The 20,615-nt window shown below is 61.8% G+C and carries 22 protein-coding genes and 1 tRNA gene; 9 read left to right on the forward strand and 14 right to left on the reverse strand.

Going from position 1 to position 20,615, the window contains the following annotated elements; translation table 11 throughout:
• Positions 1 to 18 precede the first annotated feature (18 nt).
• From ACEG18_RS01110 to ACEG18_RS01135, 6 genes are read left to right on the forward strand one after another with little or no spacing between them, the layout of a single operon-like run.
• Positions 19 to 747: a lantibiotic protection ABC transporter ATP-binding protein gene (locus ACEG18_RS01110; RefSeq protein ID WP_372540929.1), complete on the forward strand. Its 729-nt coding sequence runs from the start codon at positions 19 to 21 to the stop codon at positions 745 to 747.
• Positions 744 to 1,514 carry an ABC-2 family transporter permease gene (locus ACEG18_RS01115; RefSeq protein WP_372540930.1) on the forward strand — a complete coding sequence of 257 codons (771 nt, stop codon included), beginning with the start codon at positions 744 to 746 and terminating at the stop codon, positions 1,512 to 1,514. Before ACEG18_RS01110 ends, ACEG18_RS01115 begins: the two co-directional genes overlap by 4 nt.
• A complete protein-coding gene (locus ACEG18_RS01120) occupies positions 1,514 to 2,329 on the forward strand; it encodes an ABC-2 family transporter permease (RefSeq protein WP_372540931.1) in 816 nt (271 codons plus the stop codon). The genes ACEG18_RS01115 and ACEG18_RS01120 overlap by 1 nt, the downstream gene beginning before the upstream one ends.
• Positions 2,330 to 2,345: 16 nt before the next feature.
• On the forward strand, positions 2,346 to 2,723 hold the full coding sequence (locus ACEG18_RS01125; RefSeq protein WP_372540932.1) for a hypothetical protein: 378 nt from the start codon (positions 2,346 to 2,348) through the stop codon (positions 2,721 to 2,723).
• 45 nt (positions 2,724 to 2,768) lie between these two features.
• Positions 2,769 to 3,431, forward strand: coding sequence for a response regulator transcription factor (locus tag ACEG18_RS01130; protein ID WP_372540933.1), 663 nt, complete (start codon positions 2,769 to 2,771; stop codon positions 3,429 to 3,431).
• A gap of 26 nt (positions 3,432 to 3,457) precedes the next feature.
• Entirely contained in the window at positions 3,458 to 4,855 is a 1,398-nt protein-coding gene (locus ACEG18_RS01135) for a sensor histidine kinase (RefSeq protein ID WP_372540934.1), read from the forward strand.
• 12 nt (positions 4,856 to 4,867) lie between these two features.
• On the opposite strand, the gene ACEG18_RS01140 is transcribed toward ACEG18_RS01135, so the two are convergent.
• Positions 4,868 to 5,062 carry a YlcI/YnfO family protein gene (locus ACEG18_RS01140; RefSeq protein ID WP_117717075.1) on the reverse strand — a complete coding sequence of 65 codons (195 nt, stop codon included), beginning with the start codon at positions 5,060 to 5,062 and terminating at the stop codon, positions 4,868 to 4,870.
• Positions 5,063 to 5,613: 551 nt separating this feature from the next.
• Positions 5,614 to 6,267, reverse strand: coding sequence for a DUF1648 domain-containing protein (locus ACEG18_RS01145; protein ID WP_372540935.1), 654 nt, complete (start codon positions 6,265 to 6,267; stop codon positions 5,614 to 5,616).
• 1,373 nt (positions 6,268 to 7,640) lie between these two features.
• Between ACEG18_RS01145 and ACEG18_RS01150 the strand changes: the two genes are divergently transcribed.
• A complete protein-coding gene (locus ACEG18_RS01150; protein WP_372540936.1) occupies positions 7,641 to 9,329 on the forward strand; it encodes an ATP-binding cassette domain-containing protein in 1,689 nt (562 codons plus the stop codon).
• 1 nt (position 9,330) lies between these two features.
• Complete coding sequence (locus ACEG18_RS01155) at positions 9,331 to 9,759, forward strand: hypothetical protein (RefSeq protein ID WP_372540937.1); 429 nt, start codon at positions 9,331 to 9,333, stop codon at positions 9,757 to 9,759.
• Positions 9,760 to 10,209: 450 nt separating this feature from the next.
• On the opposite strand, the gene ACEG18_RS01160 is transcribed toward ACEG18_RS01155, so the two are convergent.
• The 5 genes from ACEG18_RS01160 to ACEG18_RS01180 form a co-directional block, all read right to left on the reverse strand.
• On the reverse strand, positions 10,210 to 10,449 hold the full coding sequence (locus tag ACEG18_RS01160; protein ID WP_022093933.1) for a hypothetical protein: 240 nt from the start codon (positions 10,447 to 10,449) through the stop codon (positions 10,210 to 10,212).
• Positions 10,450 to 10,604: 155 nt separating this feature from the next.
• Positions 10,605 to 10,868 carry a hypothetical protein gene (locus tag ACEG18_RS01165; protein ID WP_196022704.1) on the reverse strand — a complete coding sequence of 88 codons (264 nt, stop codon included), beginning with the start codon at positions 10,866 to 10,868 and terminating at the stop codon, positions 10,605 to 10,607.
• A gap of 29 nt (positions 10,869 to 10,897) precedes the next feature.
• Positions 10,898 to 11,059, reverse strand: a complete 162-nt coding sequence (locus ACEG18_RS01170; RefSeq protein ID WP_372540938.1) for a hypothetical protein — start codon at positions 11,057 to 11,059, stop codon at positions 10,898 to 10,900.
• 362 nt (positions 11,060 to 11,421) lie between these two features.
• Positions 11,422 to 12,840: a hypothetical protein gene (locus tag ACEG18_RS01175; protein ID WP_372540939.1), complete on the reverse strand. Its 1,419-nt coding sequence runs from the start codon at positions 12,838 to 12,840 to the stop codon at positions 11,422 to 11,424.
• Positions 12,841 to 12,842: 2 nt separating this feature from the next.
• On the reverse strand, positions 12,843 to 13,082 hold the full coding sequence (locus ACEG18_RS01180) for a hypothetical protein (RefSeq protein WP_158570979.1): 240 nt from the start codon (positions 13,080 to 13,082) through the stop codon (positions 12,843 to 12,845).
• Between the two features lie 390 nt (positions 13,083 to 13,472).
• Here ACEG18_RS01180 and ACEG18_RS01185 point away from each other — a divergent pair, with 390 nt between their 5' ends.
• Positions 13,473 to 14,294 carry a DUF6273 domain-containing protein gene (locus ACEG18_RS01185; RefSeq protein ID WP_372540940.1) on the forward strand — a complete coding sequence of 274 codons (822 nt, stop codon included), beginning with the start codon at positions 13,473 to 13,475 and terminating at the stop codon, positions 14,292 to 14,294.
• Positions 14,295 to 14,828: 534 nt separating this feature from the next.
• Here the strand turns inward: ACEG18_RS01185 and ACEG18_RS01190 are convergent.
• The 7 genes from ACEG18_RS01190 to ACEG18_RS01220 form a co-directional block, all read right to left on the reverse strand.
• Positions 14,829 to 14,905, reverse strand: a tRNA-Pro gene (locus ACEG18_RS01190).
• 80 nt (positions 14,906 to 14,985) lie between these two features.
• Positions 14,986 to 16,200 carry a bifunctional phosphopantothenoylcysteine decarboxylase/phosphopantothenate--cysteine ligase CoaBC gene (gene coaBC, locus ACEG18_RS01195; protein WP_372541241.1) on the reverse strand — a complete coding sequence of 405 codons (1,215 nt, stop codon included), beginning with the start codon at positions 16,198 to 16,200 and terminating at the stop codon, positions 14,986 to 14,988.
• Between the two features lie 3 nt (positions 16,201 to 16,203).
• Positions 16,204 to 16,923, reverse strand: coding sequence for a zinc ribbon domain-containing protein (locus tag ACEG18_RS01200; RefSeq protein ID WP_117646532.1), 720 nt, complete (start codon positions 16,921 to 16,923; stop codon positions 16,204 to 16,206).
• A complete protein-coding gene (locus ACEG18_RS01205; RefSeq protein ID WP_372540941.1) occupies positions 16,920 to 17,729 on the reverse strand; it encodes a Nif3-like dinuclear metal center hexameric protein in 810 nt (269 codons plus the stop codon). Before ACEG18_RS01205 ends, ACEG18_RS01200 begins: the two co-directional genes overlap by 4 nt.
• Positions 17,726 to 18,904: a cysteine desulfurase family protein gene (locus ACEG18_RS01210; protein WP_372540942.1), complete on the reverse strand. Its 1,179-nt coding sequence runs from the start codon at positions 18,902 to 18,904 to the stop codon at positions 17,726 to 17,728. Before ACEG18_RS01210 ends, ACEG18_RS01205 begins: the two co-directional genes overlap by 4 nt.
• A 6-nt stretch (positions 18,905 to 18,910) precedes the next feature.
• Positions 18,911 to 19,582, reverse strand: coding sequence for a ribulose-phosphate 3-epimerase (gene rpe, locus ACEG18_RS01215; RefSeq protein ID WP_022095090.1), 672 nt, complete (start codon positions 19,580 to 19,582; stop codon positions 18,911 to 18,913).
• Positions 19,583 to 19,600: 18 nt separating this feature from the next.
• Complete coding sequence (locus tag ACEG18_RS01220; protein WP_372540943.1) at positions 19,601 to 20,608, reverse strand: NAD(P)H-dependent glycerol-3-phosphate dehydrogenase; 1,008 nt, start codon at positions 20,606 to 20,608, stop codon at positions 19,601 to 19,603.
• Positions 20,609 to 20,615 lie beyond the last annotated feature (7 nt).

Raw genomic sequence — 20,615 nt, forward strand, 5'->3', positions numbered from 1 at the left:
AAGAGAAAGGATAAACCCATGGGTTACATGCTCGAGACGCGTGGGCTCACCAAGCGCTTCGGCCGCGGCGACCAGGCGCAGGACGCCGTGGCCGACGTGAGCCTTCATATCCGCGAGGGCGAGGTGTACGGGCTGCTCGGTCCCAACGGCGCCGGCAAGTCGACAACGCTCAAGATGATCTGCGGGATGCTGCGGCCGACGGCCGGGGAGATCCTCTTTGCCGGGCACGCCTGGCGCCGCGAGGACCTCTACGCAATCGGCAGCCTCATCGAGGAGGCGCCGCTCTACCCCAACCTCACCGCGCGCGAGAACCTGCGCGTGCGCACCACGCTGCTGGGCCTTCCCGAGAGCCGCATAGATGAGGTGCTCGCCGCCGTGGACCTCGCGGACACCGGGAAGAAGCGCGCCGGGCGCTTCTCGATGGGGATGCGGCAGCGCCTGGGGCTCGCGTTGGCGCTGATCGCCCGGCCACGCCTGCTCGTGCTCGACGAGCCCACCAACGGCCTCGACCCCATCGGCATCGAGGAACTGCGCGACCAGATCCGCGGCTTCGCGGCGGCGGGTACGACGGTGATCGTCTCGAGCCACATCCTCTCCGAGGTGCAGCAGATGGCGGACACCATCGGCATCATCTGCGGGGGGCGCCTTGCCTACGAGGATGCGCTTCGTCCCGAGCAGGACCTCGAGGAACTCTTCATGAGCTTCTGTCGGGAAGGGCGACGAGCGCGCGGGGAGGTGGCGGCATGACGGGTGAGAAAGGCGGCCTGCTCGCGGCCCTGCGCGCCGAGGCCCTGAAGTCGCGCCACGCGGCACCGGTTCGCCTGGCCGTGCTCATGGCGCTGCCGATGCCGCTGCTCGGCGCGATGCCCTACCGGGGCGTGCAGATCTTCAGCGCGTGGAACTACTGGTACGCGCTCTTCCTGCCCGTGTCTCTCTCGCTCGTGGTGGCGTGCGTCGCGCGGGCGGACGCTCGCACGCGGATGCGGGGGCTTTTGGGCCTGGGCTTCCCGCTCGGGCGCGCCTGGTGGGCCAAGGCGCTCTGGTGCCTCGCGCTCTGCGCGCTCTCGAACCTCGTGGTCTTCGGCATCTACCTCGCGGGATCGGCGTTCTCCTCGCAGGGCCTCACGGCCGCGGGCACGCTCACGATGCTCCTCTGCGCGCTCGTCAACACGGTGACCGCGGCGTGGATGATCCCCGCAGGGCTCTTCCTCACGGCGCGGCTCGGCATGCTCGCGGGCATCTTCTGCCCGCTCGCCGCGCAACTCGTGGGTGGGTTCGCCTGGTCGCTGATGCCGCTGCCGCAGCTCTTTCCGCCGTCGGCGAGCATGGTCATCCCCACGAGCTTCATCCCCGTGCTGCCGAGCGGCGAGCCGCTCGCGGCGGACATGGCGCTCGGCGGGGCGCTCGCGGCAGACGGCATGCTCACGCTGGCGGGCCTTGCGGTCTGCGCGCTCGCGTTCGCCGCGCTCACGGCGGCGGGCGCGGCCTGGTTCGCGCGCTCCGAGGAGAGGTGATGGCCGTGACACGACTCTCCGACCCGACGCCGCGCATGACTCTCCCGCGGGCCCTGCTCTCCGAGGCCCTGCGCCTGGCGCGCTCCCCGCTCTCGGCGGCGCACCTCGCCTGCGGCCTGGCAGCCGGTCTTGCCTGCGGCGACTACTTCTCCGTAACCCGATGGGACCCGGCGCTGGGCGCGGACGCCTACGCCCAGTTCCTCGGCGCTCTCATGCCGCTCATGTCCGCCATCGTCTGCGGGCTCGCTGTGGACGAGGAGCGCGCTGCCGGGCGCCTCGCCAACCTCATGGCGGTCCCCTCGCGCGGGCGCGCCGTCGCGGCGAAGCTGCTCGCCCTTGCGGCGCTCGGCGCGGGCGCGCTGGCCGTGGCGCTCAGCGTGTTCGGGGGCGCGCTCGCCGTCGCCGGACGCCTGCCGCTCGGGCCCGCTCCGCTTGCGGCCGCCTGGGCGGGCATCGTGCTGGGCAGCTTGCCCCTCTACGCGCTGGGGCTCGGCGTGGCCCTGCGCCTCGGCCGCAACGCCGCCATCGGCGGCGGCGCGGCGGGGACGCTCCTCGCGTTCTTCTCGGTGGGCGGACTTGCGCACGGCCTCATGACCGGCGAGCTCACCGGTGCCCTGGCGACGCCCCTGGGCTGGGTGCCGCTCGCCTGGCCCGCGCGCCTGGGGTCGCTCGGGGTGGAGGCCTTCATCGACGCCGCACGCGCGGCGGGCCCTCTCCTCACGACTGCGCTCGCTGGCCTCGCGCTCACCCTGGCAGCCGACGCCGTCCTTCTCGCCTGGTTCTGCCGCTTCGAGGACGGGAGGGCAGATGCGTAGGAGGCCGCTCGCCGCCATGCTCGCCCTCCTCTCCGCAGCGCTCCTTCTGGGCGGGAATGCCCTGCTCGACGCCGGCTGGGGGTCGGCGCTGCGCTCGATCGCAGACCGCGTGCTGCCCAACCCTGAGATCCCCATGTGGGCGCCCGCGCCCGAGCCCGGCAGCCACGCGAGCTCCTACGCCGACGCCACCGGGGCGGGGACAAACTACGTCTACCTGGTGGACGCTGCGGACGACAGGGGCAATGTCCGAGAGCTCCAGCTCATCTTCTTCGGGCGGGAGTCGGACGGCGAGGGCTGGCTCGAGATCGAGGCGCGCGGCGGCTCGGGCGTGCGCTACCACGCGTGCGACGCGGCCGAGGCGCCCGCGGCTGCGCGCAGGGCTCTGGACCGCTGAGTGCGGCGCTAGTACAATTCCGACGAGAGTTTCAGGAGGTCGAACATGGCGAGGATACTGGCAGTGGATGATGAACGGGCGATTCTCGACGCGCTCGCGCGCGTCCTCGGCCGCGACGGCCATGAGGTCGTCAGGGCGGCCGACCCGACGACAGTCCCGGGGATGGACCTCTCGCGCTTCGACCTCGTGCTCTGCGATGTCATGATGCCGGGGCTCGACGGCTTCGAGCTCGTGCGGCAGATCCGCCCGGACTTCGACGGGCCCATCGTCTTCCTGACCGCGCGCGTGGCCGAGGAGGACGCCGTGGCCGCCTACGGCCTGGGCGCCGACGACTACGTCCGCAAGCCCTTCGGGGCCGCGGAACTGCGCGCCAAGGTCGCGGCCCATCTACGCCGTGAGCGCCGGCCGCGCTCGCACGCCCTCTCCTTCGGGGAGGTGCTGATCGACCTCGGGGCGCGCGACCTCGCCGTGGGCGGCGAGACCGTGCCGCTCACTCCCACCGAGTACGCCATCTGCGAGTACCTCGCGCGCCACCCCGGGCAGGTCATGAGCCGCGCGCAGATACGCGAGGCGGTGCTCGGCTGGGAGAGCGACGCCGACGACGCGGCCATATCCATGCAGGTCAGCCGCGCCCGGAGGAAACTCTCCGAGGCCGGCGCCGATCCGATCGCGACCGTCTGGGGGATGGGGTACAAGTGGCAGCTCTGAGGACCGGGGCGCGAGGTCGCGGGGGCATGCCGCTCTCCTTCGTCATCGCGCGCTACTTCGCCTACGCGTTCGCGGCGGTCGCCACGGCGTGGCTCGCCTCGTTCATGGCGCTCTCCGCGGCGATCAATGTGGGCTTCGTCTACGAGGCAAGCTGGGGGCCGGCCAATGCACGCGAGGTCGCGGAGGGCCTGGCACGCGACGGCGTCTGCGGGCAGCAGGACGTGCCGACGGCGTACCGCTACCTCATCCTGAACAAGGACGGATACGTGCTGATGACAGACCTCGAGGGCACGCGGCTCGAGGACGCGACGGAAATGGCCCGTACGGCACTCGCCGCGGATCCGGGCACAGTGGAGATCGAGGGCGGGGGCTCGGGCCTCACCTACGCCGCGTTCCCGCTCAAGGACGGCGGGGCATGCGCGCTCGTCAGCGAGTACCTGCCGCAGTGGGTCTCGCGCGATCTCGCCGGCCTGCTTCCCAACCCGCAGAACCTCATGCTCGTCGGCGCCACGGCGGGAAGCGCGCTCGCGCTCGCGCTCGTGGCGCGCCGCGCGAGCCGCGTGATCTCGCGCAAGATGGCGCCGCTCGCGGAGGCGGCGGGGCGCGTCGGCGCGGGGGAGCTCGACTTCGCGGTCGGCAGCACCAACGTGCGCGAGGTGAACGACGTCCTCGCCGCGATGGACGCCATGCGGGCCTCCCTCGCCGAGTCGCTCGAGGCCCGCTGGGCCGCGGAGCGGGGGCAGCGCGAGCAGGTGGCGTCGCTCGCCCACGATCTCAAGACGCCGCTCACCGTGCTGCGCGCCAACGCCGACTTCGTGGCGGAGGAGCTGGAAGACGAGAAAGACGCCGACCTCGCGGCCGCCGCGCGCGACATAGCCGGCAGTGTCGAAAGGCTCGACGGCTACGTGCGCCTGCTCATCGAGGCCTCGCGCGGGTCCGGCGGGGCGGAGAGGGCCCCCATGCGGCCGGCCGAGCTCTGCGAGCAGGTCCTCGCCGAGGCCGCCCAGATCGCCCGGGCGCGAGGCGTGACGCTCGACGCAGCCACGGGCCCCGCTGTCGCGGGCGCGCCCGAGGCCCCACTCGACCGAACCACCCTGGCGCGAGCCGCCGCGAACCTCGTGGCCAACGCCGCCGAGCACGCGCGCTCGCGCGTGGTGGTCTCCTGCGACGTCGCTGGTGGATACCTCGTCATCGAGGTCGCCGATGACGGACCGGGCTTTTCTCCCGCCGCCCTCGAACGCGGCTGCGAGCGCCTCTTCACAGACGACTCCTCTCGCTCCTCGCGCGACGGAGGCCGCCATTACGGGCTCGGCCTCCACGTCGCCTCCGAGGCCGCGAGCGCCCACGGGGGCTCCGTCTCGCTCGCCAACAGCCCCTCGGGCGGCGCGGTGGCCACCATCGCGGTCCCCCTGTGCGGGGCCTGACGAATCAGGCCCTCACACTGGCATACCTCGCAACCAAACGCTTCCCGGATAATTCATGAGGCCGTACTCGTATTCGAGCCTGCCTATCTCTGCGGCAAGCGCCTCCGTCATGTAGAAGGTTTTCGTGCGGCCCGTCGACTTCGCCAGGCGGTCGTACCTGTTCGCGAGGTCCTCGGGGGTTCTCAGGGCTGCGGTGGCGGTTGCCATGATGCACCTCCCGGTTAGATGTAATACGTGTATTACTTTCTATCACATCACCCGAACCCCGCACCGGCGTACGGTCGTATCTGCTATTTTACCTTACATTTTGTCAACCGGCCCATGCTCGGCTTGTTCAGCCAGATTAAATCAACTGTTAAATCAATCCAGGCCTGTAGGGGGCGGTGGAAATCTTTCGAGGACTGGGGGCGCCGTCCCTGGGTCGGCTCCTCGATGGCCGCGGCTGAATTCCCCTGCCATCGGCTGCGTGGGTTCCGGCACGGGGCTCTGGCGCTGCTCGAACTGGGCACAAGACTCGGCTGTTGGTCGTACCGGACGGCATACGTTTTGAGACCGGCAAGCTGATGCCGGCTCGAGGACAGCGGCCCGGTGCACCGGGCCGATCGATAGCGGTCTCAGGTTCACAGCGCAGCTTCTCAGGGCTCGCATATATAGGAAGACTTGATTGGTAATCGATTTTAATGAAGTCGGCAGCGCATGTCAGAGTTTTCAACAAATTTAACATGCCACCCTTTATATCCGCACGCGCGTAATTCAACTCATAAGGACCGGCTATCCCTTACCAGTGACACAATCTCAAACGCACAGAACAGAATCATCAGTCCAATCATCGCATAAGAGGCAGCCGAACCTTCAAGCACTATTCCACAAAGAACAATCTCCGCGCCGCCAATAAGAACTGTTATCAGGCGCTCTGCCTTTTTGCTCTCGCCGCTCGCATAAAAAGGCGGCAAAGCGCACAAGATCACATATAGCCCGGGAAGGGAATACAGGATCGATAGTCCAAGCCCCCCATCAACCGCAGTGTTTTGCGTAAGAATCAACTGAACCCAAACGGCAATTATCACTGAGCAGGTTGTCGATAAAAGAAGACTAGAAATATAGCACGCAACAAAGTCCCGTCGCATTCGAACAGAGAAATCCGCGAACTCTCTTCGCCGCGTGGAAACAATAAGGTACACAGAAATTGCAATAGAGCCAATCAGGGAAAACAGCGGAACAACCAGCAATTCAAGCTTATTACCCCATCGATCAACCACACCCCCACTCCAATGAGCGGGAATTGTATCAGGGAGGACTGACCAAGCCGCCCATAGAATCAGAAATGGAAGAATAGAGAGGATGAAAGATGATAACACTGCAGTAATTTTTTTTGAGGCTCTCATCGATTCCGCATCTCCTTGCGCGCCCACATTCCACTCCGCCTTAAATCAAGTATACGTTTTGAGACCGGCAAGCTGATGTCGGCTCGAGGACAGCGGCCCGGTGCACCGGGCCGATCGATAGCAGTCTCAGGTTCACAGCGCAGTTTCTCAGGGCTCGCATATATAGGAAGACTTGATCGGCAATCGATTTTAATGAAGTCGACAGCGCATGTCAGAGCTTTCAGCAAACCGCAGGTAAATTCGTATACCAAAAATTGGTACACGGATTTACCTGCGATGTTCATGCTTGGTCAAAAGCCTATCAAGCGATATATCCATTATTTTAATGCGCGCGCCTGAGCTTTTGACTGAAGTGGCAGTCCGACCGCCGGCAGGCGGCCACGCTATATCCAAAGGCCACGCCTACTCCCCGTGCCCGGCTACGTCGACGACCCAGTGCTGCCCGTCGAGTTCCTGCCGCAGAGCTACATCAGGGACGTCTTATTGGGGGACGACCACATGGAACCCCGGGAGATCAAGCTGTACGGCTGATCCATCCGTCAACAACATGTCAAAGCCCCAAAACCCAACAGGATCGCGAACGAGGGGATGAATTGACCGCCCGGGTATTTGCGCCAGGGAGGTCAATTTTATCATCCATGGGTGCGATTCTGTGAGGCCATTTTTCTGGCATCCGCCGTTTGCTCCGGTCTCAACGCACCCATCGACCGTTCAGTAATCTTTGCGAACGCGACCACGTGCGCATTTGTCGAACAATCAAATGTCCGACAATGTCTGACGGAGCTGTCAGATATTCACGCACGAACAGGCGAGCTTCGCGAGCGATTGTAGGCAACTAGTAGCCCCAGCTGCGTCTTTGGCGCAGGTTCGACGTCTGACATCTTGAATGTCTAACGTTGAACGAAGCTGGTTGATAACAAGCAGGTGGAATAAACATGGAGACCGACACCTCTCGCGCAATCGGCGCGCGGTAAGGGTATGGCCCATCTCATATGTTGCCAACGCTAACGGTGAACCTGAGCGCCCGGGCACATTCTTTGTTGGCTGAAACCGGCATAGCAACTAGCGGAAGGCATCATCGAAGGAGTGTGCTGGAAAGCACCCGTCTCCTTAACTGTTAGAAATGCAAGTTAATAATCTATGTGGCCAATATGATGCCGTTGAACCCGCGTATCGATACCGCTCAGCCATTCGCCTCGCCCCCGTCGCACGTATCTTCATCCGGTCTGTCATTATTAATCTAACGATGCTTTGAGGAACGTAGGTGCTTCTAAATGTACTGTCGACTTCTTCTCAAACTAATCCTAAGAGACAAGGCCGTATGGATTTGTACGCTCGTTCTCGCTGCAGCCTTTTCCGTCCCCATTGCGTTCAATTCACCCATCTACGGGCCCTTCTTTATGAAACAGGGCATGCAGGGCTTTGTCGACGCATTCAATACGCGCGCGCCCCAGGCCAGCGGCACAGACCTATCTCCAGAGCAGCAAAATGACGCGGAGCTTGCAAGATACGCGAACGCCGCCCTTGCCGCTCAAACCGACGCCGCCTTTCTCGATTCTGCCGAGAGCTACTACGCGCTCATGGGCGAAGGCTTCCAATCCGGGTCCATCGTGGGAGACCGAGAGACCAATGACGCAGCGCTCGCATATTGCCGTGCCCTGAGCAGCTCCGGCATCACGGATATCCCGGCCTCCGCAAACGACCTGCCATTCCTTTCCTTCCTGCCTTACGCCATTGCCACGGCGCCGTCTTTCCTTCCCTTCATCCCCTTCCTTCTCTCGTCGATACTCGTGCTCGGCGCCACAAGGCCCGGGACCCTGGCGGCAAAGGCGCCCGTGCCCAAATTCCGGCGCCTTATTCAGATCGTGTTTTCGATAATCGTCGCGGGGACCGCGATGCTCCTCGCCGGCCTCGCACCCGGGGGCATTTACGCCTTGGTCCTAAACGGCTTCGGGCAAATTGGGTACCCGATCGCCTTCTTCCATGACGGCGCGCTTACCACCACGACCGCGGGAAACGTCTTCACAGCCCTGCTTCTCGCGCTTCTTGCGGGCGGAACCTTGATATCCGTTTGCTCCGCCGTCCTATCGACCGCAACGAGGCGCGTCCTCGCGGGCCCCCTTACCTCCGCGCTGCTTGTCGCGGCCCCGGCATTCCCGTTATTGTCCGATTCGGCACTGGGGCATAATGCCGTGCTCGGGCTCCTGCCACTGCCCGTATTCTCGCCTATCGAGGCAACGGGTTACGTAGGATGCTTCCCGACAGAATTCATTGGCTCCGGTTCGGGCGGCGCATCGATGCTTGCCGTGGCCCTGGCATACGTCGCGGTCCTTTTCGCGGTCGGCGCCGTTGCGACACGTTCCCCCAAACAGCCTGGACCCGCGAAAAAGCACCATGGGCTCGAGCTTCTAGACGCGAGCGTGGGATACGGGAGCACGACGATACTTTCGATCGGGTCGCTTTCCTTGGGCCCGGGAACGGCGGCGGGCCTCGTTGCTCCCAACGGCTCGGGGAAAACCACCCTTCTTGAAGCGCTGTCGGGCCAATTTCCCACCCGCATCCGCTCGGGAAGCCTGGCGGCAGACGGAATCTGCCAACGTCGATCAGCCGAATTTGCAGAACTCGTCTACCTGAGCTCTTCGGGCGGCGCGGATCTCTATCCCACGCTATCGGCCATCGAGCACCTTGCTTTCGTTAGGGAGGCGTGGAAATCGGCCGCCGACATCGACTCGCTCTGCGACTCCCTCGGAATCTCCCCATATCTCGACAAGCCGACCCGTAAACTCTCGACGGGAATGAAGCAGCAGGTAAAGCTTGCCATGGCGATAGCGACCGATTGCCCGTACCTCATCCTCGATGAACCGCTGAACGGCCTCGATCCGGGAAAGCGGAAAACCTCCTGCGACGCGATGCGCAGCGAGGTGGCGCGGGGACGAAGCGTGCTCATTTCAAGCCATCTGCTCGACGACCTGGCAGACCTCACCGACTCGTTCTACTTCATCGAGGCCGGCACGCTCGTGGAAAAGACCGAGTCGTCCTCGCAGACGCTCAAGCAGGAATACCTCGATACATACGAGGGAGGTGAATGACATGATAGGCAAGAGCTATGCAAAGATAGCGATTGTTGGCTTTGTGCTTTGTCTTGCAATGGTGCTATGTGCATCATTTGCAAGGTATAGGTCCGAGCAGTCGTTCATCGATGGCGCTGAAAATGGGTTTGGCATAGACGGGATGTATGCCAACGATGGCGCGACCAGGCCGTCTATGGCGATTCTTGCAGGCGAAGACATGGAATGGCAAATCTGTAATGACGATGGCTCTTGTCTGAGTGGTCGTTTGGCCGCAACGAGCGACCCGAATTCGTTCGATCTTCTCGACAATGATGGAGCGGATTGCGGTTCAGTTCACCTTTCATATGCATCGCGAGATGGGATGGACGGCATTCTCTACGTCTCCCACGAGACTGGCGATTTCAAGATGCGTAGGACTAACCGAGTGCCGGCTTTTATCGAGGAGTGAGAGTTCCCGGCGGCCTGCCGATCAAGCCACCGGGGTATCGAATCCCGCATTCATCCGTACACACACGGACGAATTCGGGAAGTGTCCGGATAAAGTTGATAATCAAGGAAACAAAGCCGTTCTGCCTGGGACGGCTTTGGCCTGGACTTTAACTACAACATCGCAATCGACACTTATCAGCTCGCGCAACGCGCATGGCCAAATCTCGGACGCTGGTGCATGGAGGACCTTCGAGATTTACTGGACATCCAAAACGACGACGCACACCGCGTGCTCGCCGACAGCGAAGACGAGATGGCTGTCTACAATGCGATCAGAAACGGTGTGAAGTCCGGAGAGCTTTCTGTGGAACCGCCGCGCCGTCGCGCGAGCCGACCGGGCAACCCGGGCAATCTGGTCCCGGCTCTCCCGGTCGTATTCCTACGATATCGCCCCTAGATCACCAATGTGTCAGATAAAGAATGAGGCAATGGCTATGATCACGCCTACGGCAGATGCAACGACTGCGCCTTTTTTCCTCTCCTTTAGTCCGACGAATAGGGTTGCCGTAAAGTAAAGGGCGGAAATGCAGGCTATGGCAAGCGAAACGAGTTCCTTGGGCGGTTTCAGCAAGAGGTCGCTAGCAAAGAGTAATGCAAGCAGGGCAAAGCCGATTGTGGTCAAGTATCTCGATTGATTTTGCGACAACATGGCAACTTCCTTTCAGAACATGCAAGTGAAAAGTCGGTACGATGTCATTGCGGTTGCAAAAAAGCCGCCGCTAGGACCGGTTGTCACGAGACCGGCGATAACTTCAGCGGTGCCAGCAAGCTAGAGATCGCGCAGGCAAGCCTCCTCCTTCGCGTTCAGCTTGACCTTGTGAGGGACGGTGCGGTTATTTGCAGATCCGTGAGAATCGCACCACGCCTTGGAATATGAATCCGTGCAGCGCCCGCGCTCAAAAAAAGGGATATATCGTAATTTTCGTCGTAGTTGTCTCCGACGTAGATCTCGCTGCTCTCGGCGGGAGATCCCTCGTCGGCATGGGCTGCCGCAACGGGCACAAATGGTGTCATGACAAGGGAGAGGCAAAGAGCTGCTGAGACGATGGAGGGCAGGCATTTCTTCATGGCTGGCTCCTTAATCTGGCCTTTGATAGTTACTTGATGTCGCCTTCTTCCGCTTTATATCCGTTGTATTTGGCGTATTTCTTTAATAAGGCAAGAGGTTCTTCCTCTCCTTCGGATAAGCCGATGATGTTTCCTTGATCATCCAGTATGAATACGGACGGAATATGCTCAAGTTCATATTCGTCATACACGGTATTATCTTAATCTATGTATATGGGAAAGTCTCCTTCATGGACCGAGGCTTCGTTTTGAAACGGGATACCGCTTCGATTCGTTCCGGACGCGGATGTGGACGTAACTGGTCTCGGTGCCAAGTGCGATTTCAGTGACGTATATGACTAAACGGGAATGTTTGAGCAGTGCCGGAGTCTTCATCTGGATTGTTCCGACTGAAACGTCAGCCCGAATACACTGCATGGCAACTCCAACAAGAATGCCCCCGGCGTAATCCTTCCCAAGGCACGGCAATAGCCAAGTTCAAGTGAACGCATAAAGGTGGCTCCCGATGGTTCGGAAGCCACCTTCACAATTTAACCGATGGAAAAATCGATTGCTAATTCAATTTGACCCAGATGGCTGGGCGAACTCCGAGAGTCGAATCCTGCGTGCTGCCGAGGTCGCCGCAGGAGATGCCACCTTCTTCGTCAATGTAACTAGTCAAGGGTTGACCGGCGTAGTAGGCCCCATATGAATCGTCTTCGCATTTCTCTATATCGGAAGCCCACCATGCCTCGGGGACGTCCGTGCCGGCTAGAGTCGCGTACATATTATCCTCGCTAAGGTAATCGCTCCAGGAGTCTAGAATCGTTACGTCGCCTGCTAAAATCCCGCGCTCGGCATCGTTGAAGGCGTATTCTTTGAAGGGTCCGTTCAGATACCTATACAGCGAGCTTGACTTGAAGTCCCATACGTCTCCATTCTCGCTGAATTCCATCTCATCGATGCAATGCTCGGTCATGAGGAGAGCCCTGTCGCCCTCCTTGTGGAGGACTATCCATTCAATCGGTTGGCCCTCGATATCCTTTCCTGTATAAGCCGAGAGCTCGCCCGAATATGTTCCCAGTTCGACGGTCTGCTCAATCGCGACGCTTTCGATTTTCTCCTGCTCCGCCTTCATGTCCGCCCTTGCTTCGAGCATGGACGGCAGGGGCGAGATGGCGACCATGACGGCAAGCAGGACGATGCCCGCGACAGCCGCGACGGCTATTTTCTTCCTCCTTTTGGAGAGGTTCGCAATCTTCGCGCCGGCCTCTCTTGCCTTCTCGCCCGAGTCCTCGTATCCCTGCTCGGCCAGCCTCTCGAGGCTTTCCTTTGCGGCCTCAGCTTCCTTCCTGTTGCCCTTCTCGAGTATCGCGACGCTCGTCTTGTAGACCCTGTCCCTTCTGGATTCATCCAGGAACGCGGCATCTTCCAGATCCGCCAGTTTCTCGCGCACGGCGCCGCAGTTCCAGCAGGTTCCGCGCTTGAGGTTCACCGCCCCGCAGCCGCACTGCCACCATCCCTCGTGCTCGGAATGGACACCCGAGCATTTGCAGGCATCGGCGCCCATCTCGGAGAGCAGGACATCGCGTTCCGACTCCTCGATTCCGTTGAGCGCGAGTGGCGCGGGGCTATCGATGTCGACCGGGTCGTCGAAGGACGTCTCGCAGTCCGCTCGCGTCACAACGGCACGCGAGCCGGTGATAACAGACAGCTTGATTCTCACCGCCTTGGGCCTGAGCACCTCGCCGGCGGGCAGGTCGGCATCTAGGAGCGAGAAGTCGACGTTCTCCGTCTCCCCTCCCTCGCCCTCGAGCCCGACCGTGAACTCTATGCGGCTGATGGGTTTCGTCGATACGTTGACGATCTTTGTCTGGAGGAAGCAAGCTCCCGTCTCGGTGTCCCTGGAGACCTGGACGGCCAGTACCCTGACGGGGCAGAGTTCCTGCCAGGAGGGGTTGGCGTCGCGGTAGACGATCTTGTACTTTGACATGTCTACACCTCGGGCAGGGCGTCTTCATCCGTTTTTGCGCTGGGCGCCGGCGCAGCTCGGTCTGGCAGTGCGCAGACGATCAGGCCGACCATGAGCGCCGTGCCGAAAAGGCCGATGAACCAGAGGATTCCCGCGTCATTGGTGTAATGCCCCTTGGCCCTGGCAATCTTAACGAGCTCCGCCACGCCGCAGATGTTGGCGGCGATCGCCAGGAGAGGCAGGAAGAAGATGATCAGCTCCATAGTTCTCATTTTCGGTCCTTTCTTCTCGGCCGCCAGCTTCGACACCGGCGGTCATCCGTCACTTCCGATAACACCAATTCTACTGTCCTCACCTGCGAATTTGTTGAGCAACAAATTCGATTGAGTGAGCGGTTGATTGCGCCGCGAAGGCGTTTAGTTAATTACGTTTGCCGCTGCGGCAAGACCGATGCAGAAATCTGAAATAGCCCTACGCTCGGCGATGTATCTACAAACCCTGAGCGAAGGGAGCCGCAAATGCATGCAGCGGCAATTAACCTTCGGGGGGGGGAGGTATCTCCTAGGAGAACCCGCCTCCGAGGCCAATCTATCATCGAGTACGTCCTGATCATCGCCATCATCGGCCTGGTGATCGTGTTCGCGGGACCCGGCGTGGCGGGGGCCATCCGCAACCAGTTCAACCTGGTCGGCAACACGGTGAGCAATGGGACGACCGGCGGGGTCGAGGGCGGCGCAACCGGCGGCGGCTCTGCGGGAGCCGATTCCGCGACCGTCCAGGCGGCTGTCGCCAAGGACGCGAAGGACTGGACGCTCGACGAGCAGGAGGCCGTGGCCGAGGACATCGCCGCCAAGGGCGAGGCGTCGCCGGCGTACGCAAAGGCGAAGGCCGCGATGGACGCGGGGACGAAGTTCTCGATGAAGTTGACGAACGGCAAGACGCTCGAGTATCGCATCATCGGTATCAACCACGATGACCTCGCGGACGGCTCCGGTAAGGCTGGGCTCACGTTCGAGGTAACCAACACTGCCATGGACGAGCAGCGAATGAACGCCACGAGCACCAATGCCGGCGGCTGGGAGAAATCGGAGATCCGCGGCCGCCTCAATTCCGGTGACCTCTGGTCGCTCCTACCGATCGAACTCCAGTCCAAGGCGAAGGCCGTCACGAAGATGACCGATAACAAGGGTGGTGGCAGTGCCAGCGCCCCATCGGCCACGACCGATAAAGTCTTCCTGCTCTCGATGACCGAGATCTACGGAGACCGCCAGACCGACGGTACCCAGTACGAGTACTACAAATCCAAGGGCGTGACGTACTCGAACCATTCAGGGGTGTCGTCGAGCTTTTATCACTGGACGCGCTCCGTGGATCCGAGCGGCTCCGCGTACTTCCGCTGTATCTATAGCAACGGTAACTATAACGACTACGGCGCGACGTACTCGTATTGCATATGCCTCGCCTGGTGTTTTTAACCTGTCTTCTAGCTTGTCTTCTAGTTTGTCTAGTGAAAGGCCCGTGCAATCCTGCGCGGGCCTTTCTTTTGGCGATTACTTGAACAATTTGAGGTTCATGGTACAAAGGTAGTCGGTTCGAGGAAAAAGGGGTCGTACTGCGCCTCTCAGAGCGCCTGCCGCACTTCACCTCTATTACCTCTGCGGCGCCCTCGTATAGAGCCCATCCCGCTTGGCGTTTCGTTGCAACAGCCCACTTGTCCACCGATCAAGTGAACTACTGGAATAAATATAGCGACACGCTTGTTCGTTACAGTCGCTATATCTGTGTAAATCGCCGCGATAAATACGGCCTGTACTCGGCTGTATACCAGCTACGCGTATGTAGATTCGTATCGCGTTAATAAATCGGCTCAAGCGCGTGCAAAACGCGCAAGTAACCGCAAAAAGCGAGTATGGCGCAAGTAGATTATTGGCACCCTGTTGCTTACTGAAAATTAATCAATTGCTTAAAACAAAAAAGGTCAGGCACTAGATGCCTGACCTGCAAACTTCTGGTCGGGACGACTGGATTCGAACCAGCGACCCCTTGACCCCCAGTCAAGTGCGCTACCAAGCTGCGCCACGTCCCGAAGCTTTTGTTTGTTGCTGTGCTCTCGCTCGCAACAGGGAGTATATTAACCCGAAACTTTGCCCTTGTGCAAGAACTTTTTTACAAATTTTGAAGCAAGTCCAAAATTGTATCTGCGAGCTGGGGTTTTGTTAGAACGGGAAGTTCTTGCGTGCCCGCTGTGCTCACGATCCAGGCCTTGTTAGTATCGGTTCCAAAGCCCGAATCGGCGCGCGAGACATCGTTGGCGATAATGGCATCGCAACCCTTGCGGGCGAGCTTTCGCTGCGCGTACTCCACGACGTTATCGGTCTCGGCCGCAAAGCCGATCACGCACCGCTCTCCCTTTTGGCGCGAAAGCTCGGCCAAGATATCGACCGTCTCGACCAGTTCGATGCGATCCAGGCGCTCGTTGGCCTTTTTGAGCTTATGGTCGGCAGGGGCTGCGGGCGTGTAGTCAGCGACGGCAGCCGCACAAATGGCCGCATCGGCCGTCTGAAAGGCGCCCAGCGCCGCCTGCAGCATCTCTGCGGCGGTCTGCACGCGCATGCACTCCACGCCGCGGGGGACATCGAGCGATGTCGGTCCCAGCACAAGCGTGACCGCAGCGCCGCGGCGAGCAGCCTCCCCCGCCAGGGCGATGCCCATCTTGCCCGACGACCGGTTGCCAATAAAGCGCACGGGGTCGATCGGCTCGTGCGTGGGGCCGGCGGTGATTACGATGCGCTTGCCCGCAAGGTCTTGCGGCGCGGGGTTGAGCACCTCGCAGACGGCCTTAACGATGTCCTCGGGCTCGCTCATGCGTCCCGTGTCCACGTCGCCGCAGGCAAGGTAGCCACTACCGGGTCCTACCACATGGACGCCACGGTCGCGCAGCGTGGCCATGTTGGCCTGCGTCGCCGGCGCCTTCCACATGCCGTTGTTCATGGCAGGGGCGATCACGATGGGGCGCGGCGTGGCAAGCAGCGTGGTGGAGATGAGGTCATCGGCGATTCCGTTGGCCATCTTTGCGATGATATTGGCCGTCGCGGGCGCCACGACCACCAGATCGGGCTCCTGCGCCAGCGAAATGTGGTGAATGGGGTCGGAGGGGTCGTCGAATAGACCAACGGCGACCGGCTCGTTGGTGAGCGCTCGGAAGGTGAGCGGGCCCACAAACTCGGTGGCATGCTCGCTCATAACGACCTTGACGCGCGCGCCGCGCTTTTGCAGCAGGCGCACGATATTGCACGACTTATAGACGGCGATCCCGCCGGTAATACCCAGCAGGATCGTTTTTCCCTCAAGTTGCATTGAATTGTTGGATGCCGCCGTCATCATTTAGGCTTCCTTGTTGGGAAGCACCAGCAGGCGGTGGCAGTACGGGCAATGCGTAATCTCACTACCGTCGTGGTTGAGGTCGCTCATGGACGACGCCTGCAGTGCGGTGTGGCAAACCGTGGGGATGTTGCCCTTGATGGTCTCGACGGCCAGGCCGCGGAACTGCTTGAGCAGGCGCTCATAATCGGTGAGCACGTCGGTCGGCAGCGTGGCGGCAAGCGCGGTGCGCTCCTTGGTGGCGGCATCGATCTGGGCCTGGAGGTCGGCGGCCTTGGCGCGGGCGGCCTTGGTATCGGCCTTCACGCCCTCCTCGAACTTGGCGATGATGGCCTGCGCGCGAGCCTCGCGGTCGAGCGCCTCCTTATGGGCGACGACGACATCTTTGCGGGTGTGCTCGATCTTGTCCAGACGCTTTGCCAGGGTGGCAAGCTCATTCTCCAGGTCCTGCACCTCGCGGTAATCAGATCCGTCGACGTGACGCTTCTTGGCGGCCTCGATGGCGTTATTGGTCTGGATCTCGGTGGTGTTGAGATCGTCGAGTTCAATATCCAGGTCCTTGCGCTGGGCGTAGAGCTTGGTCATCTCGGCCTTGAGCTTAACGTAGGTCTTGCGCTTGGAAGCGAGCTCCTTGAGCTCCGGCATATTGGCAAGTTCGCTCTTGTTGCGGGCGAGCTCCAAATCGATCTGTTGCAGCTTGAGTAGCGTAGCGCCGGCGCTCATAGGTTCTCTCCTTTTGTCACAGTCCACCATTGGCAAGGGTTCAGTATTTTAATCGCATGACGGGGGTCGACCCCGGCGTCAACTGCAGAGTTCATCAATATATCAACGAACGGCTCCTCGGAGCGGTCGTGTCCGAGCAAGATCACCGGCAGCCCGCGCAAGGCAAGGTCTTGCGCCACGTGGTAGCCCGCCTCGCCCGTCACGACAACATCTGCGCCCGCGGCGATAGCGAGCTCTCCGAAGTCGCCCAGGGAGCCGCCCAAAATGGCGACGGTGCGGCACGGGCGATCGGCTTTGCCCCACACACGCGGGTCGCTGCCAAAGGCCGTGGCAGCACGGGTGGCAAGATCGCGCAGCGTGCACGAGTCGTTGAGCGTTGCAAGTGCGCCCAGGCCGGTGGCCTCGGGGTCGTCCACGTGCTCCAGTGAGCTCACGGGTGCGGCACCCAGCAGCTTGCTCAGGCAGACACGGGCTTCGTGCGAGCGGTCCAGGTTGGTGTGGAGCGAGATAATGCTCACGCCGCAACGCGCTGCCTCGTAGAGCGCCGCGCTGCATTGGGGGCGTGTGGCATCTGCCGGACAAAAGGCCTCGGGCGCCTTGATGTATATAGGATGATGCGTCAACAACACGTTGGCACCGGCCTCCTGGGCGCGGTGCACGTTGGCTTCGGTCGCGTCGAGTGCGCAGGCCACGCCGGTAATTTCGGCGGCTGGGTCGCCAACGGAGAGTCCTACGTGATCCCAGCCCTCGGCGTCCGTCTTGGGATAGCGTGCCAGCAGGGCGCGCTCGAGCTCGGCGACGATCATGCGGCACCTACGATCGAGAGCAGCGTCTGGGCAAACTCGTCCAGATCACTCGGATTCACGCGGTCATCGAACGAGATGCGCAGCGACCCCAAAGCCTGCTCGCGACCAATGCCCATGGCGCTGAGCACATGGCTCGGGTCCATGCTGCCGCTCGAGCACGCCGAGCCGGCCGAAACCTCAAAGCCGGCGGCATCGAGCTTGATGATGAGCTCCTCGGAGTCCATGCCGTCTACGTAGATTGAAACCATACCCGGCAGACGATCCGCCTGCGCGTAGTCGCCCATCGTGGCGTGAATGCGAGGATGGGCCGTAAGCGTGGCGTAGAGCTTGTCGGACAAGGTCTGCAGTTCCGCGCGCTCCTGGGCCACGTGGGGCGCCAGCGTGCTGGCGGCAGCGGCAAAAGCCAGCTGCGTGCGCAGATCCTGCGTACCGGCGCGACGGCCGGCTTCCTGTCCACCGCCAAAGATACGCGGACGCAGCGGCGTGCGGTTCTTAAGGTAGAGCGCGCCGGATGCCACAGGGCCGCCGATCTTGTGCGCGGCAACGGTCATAGCGTCGACGTCCAGCTCAGTGACATCGAGCGGAATATGCAAGTAGCCCTGGATGGCATCGGTATGAAACAAGGCGCCGGCGGCATGTGCGACGGCGGCCAGCTCGCGGATGGGCTGTACCACGCCGGTCTCGTTGTTGGCGACCATAATGCTCACGAGCGCAACGTCATCGCCTAGCAACTCGACAAGCGCGGCAGGCTCAATGTAGCCCGCGCGGCAGGGCTGCACCAGGTCGACGGTAAAGCCGGCGGCACGCAGCAGCGGCAGGTTGTCCAGAATCGAATCGTGCTCGATGGCCGAAACGATGACACGATTGCGCTTACGATCGCGTTGACGAGCTCCCTCGGCAAGACCGAGCAGTGCCAGCTGGTTGGCCTCGGTGCCGCCGTTGGTAAGGATGATCTCGGACGGGCGAACGCGAGCGCCAAAGCTGCGGGCGATCTCGCGACGGGCGACTTCCAGGCGTGCGGCGGCCTTGCGGCCAAGCGAGTGCAGCGAGTTGGGGTTGACGCCGGCAAGCTCACTGTCGTCATATTCGCGCTGCGCAAGGCGCGCCTCGGCGCGCATGGGCGTCGAGGCGGCATAGTCAAGATTCACTGGTATGCGGTTTTGACCTGCGGTCATAAGGGTTTATGCCTCCTGTGCGGCCTCGTTGCCCAGCTTCTGCAGCAGCGCAACCTCGGCGGCGGGATCTTCGGACTTAAATACAGCGGAGCCGGCTACGAGCACGTTGGCGCCGGCCTTGACGACCTCGGCGATGTTCTTGGAAGAAATACCGCCGTCGACCTCGATGAGGGGCGAAACGCCGTGACGCTCGCACATGGCCTTAAGCTCGTGCAGTTTGGCAATAGTACCAGGGATAAAGCTCTGGCCGCCAAAGCCAGGGTTCACGCTCATCAGCAGCACCATATCAACGACGTCGATGATGCTCTCGAGTACGCACACGGGGGTGGCGGGGTTGAGCACCACGCCGGCCTTGACGCCGCGCTGCTGCAGATGCGTGAGCGTGCGGTGCAGGTGTGTGGAGGCCTCGTAGTGCACGGTGATCATGTCGGCACCGGCGTCGGCGTACCAATCGACCGTCTCGTCGGGATTCGACACCATCAGGTGCGCGTCGACCGGTACATCGGTGGAGCGCTTGACGGCCTTGAGGATGTCAACGCCAAAGGTGAGGTTACCGGTAAAGTGACCGTCCATAACGTCGAAGTGCACGTAGTCGGCACCGGCGATCTTGTCGAGCTCGCCCTTGAGGTTGGCCATGTCGGCCGAAAGGACGGACGGAGCGATTTTGATGGAACCCATGGTAGAAGCCTTTCTGCGCTAGTCGGTGAGTCCGTAGAACTCTTGGGAGGGTACGCGATCGGTAAGGATCTCGAGCGCCCTATCCAAAGTAACACCGTTGTAGAGCGTTTGCTCCACGGCAAAGGTGAGCGGAATGTCTACGCCAAGTGAACGGGCGAGCTCGCTCACACTTCGGGCGGCAACGGCGCCCTCCACGACCATATGCGTGCGCGTCTGGTACTCGTCGAGCGAAACGCCATGAGCGAACTCGTAGCCAAAGGTGCGGTTGCGCGAATGCTCGGAGGTGCAGGTGGCGATAAGGTCGCCCATGCCGGCAAGTCCCATGCAGGTCATGGCCTGGCCGCCGCGGGCGTGTACCAGGCGACTGATCTCGGCCAGACCGCGCGTCATGATGAGGGCAAGCGTGTTGTCGCCCGCGCCCGAGCCGGCAGAGATTCCGCATACGATAGCGATGACGTTTTTCATGGCGCCGCAGACCTCGACGCCGGTCATGTCTTGCGACAGGTAGATGCGGAAGGCCGTGGAAAGCAGCAGCTCTTTAAAGGTCTCCCCCACCTTCTGGTCCTCGCTGGCGATGACGGCGGCCGAAAGTCCGCCGCGGCAGATCTCTTCGGCATGGTTGGGGCCCGAAAGCGCCGCCACACGACGCTCGTTGCCGATCTCGCTGGCGATGACCTCGCTCATGAGCAGGCCGGACTCGGGCTCAATGCCCTTGGTGAGGCAGAGCACTGGGGCATCGGCGGCGATAAAGGGCGCGGCCTGGTGGCACACGCTGCGCAGGTGCGTCGAAGGAACGGCAAAGATGATGGCATCGGTGCCTTCGAGTGCCTGCGCCAGATCCGTCGTGGCAACAACATTGGTCGGCAGTTCATAGTCCACTAGGTAGCGAGGATTACGGTGCTCGCCATTGATGCCGACGGCGGTCTGCTCGCTATGGGCCCACATGGTCACGTGCTCGGCTCGCGCGGCGGCAAGGCCGGCGACGGCGGTTCCCCAGGAGCCGGAGCCAATCAGCGCAACATTCATGACTCTC

It is taken from the genome of Collinsella aerofaciens, assembly GCF_041537385.1.
GTDB lineage: Bacteria > Actinomycetota > Coriobacteriia > Coriobacteriales > Coriobacteriaceae > Collinsella > Collinsella aerofaciens_BV.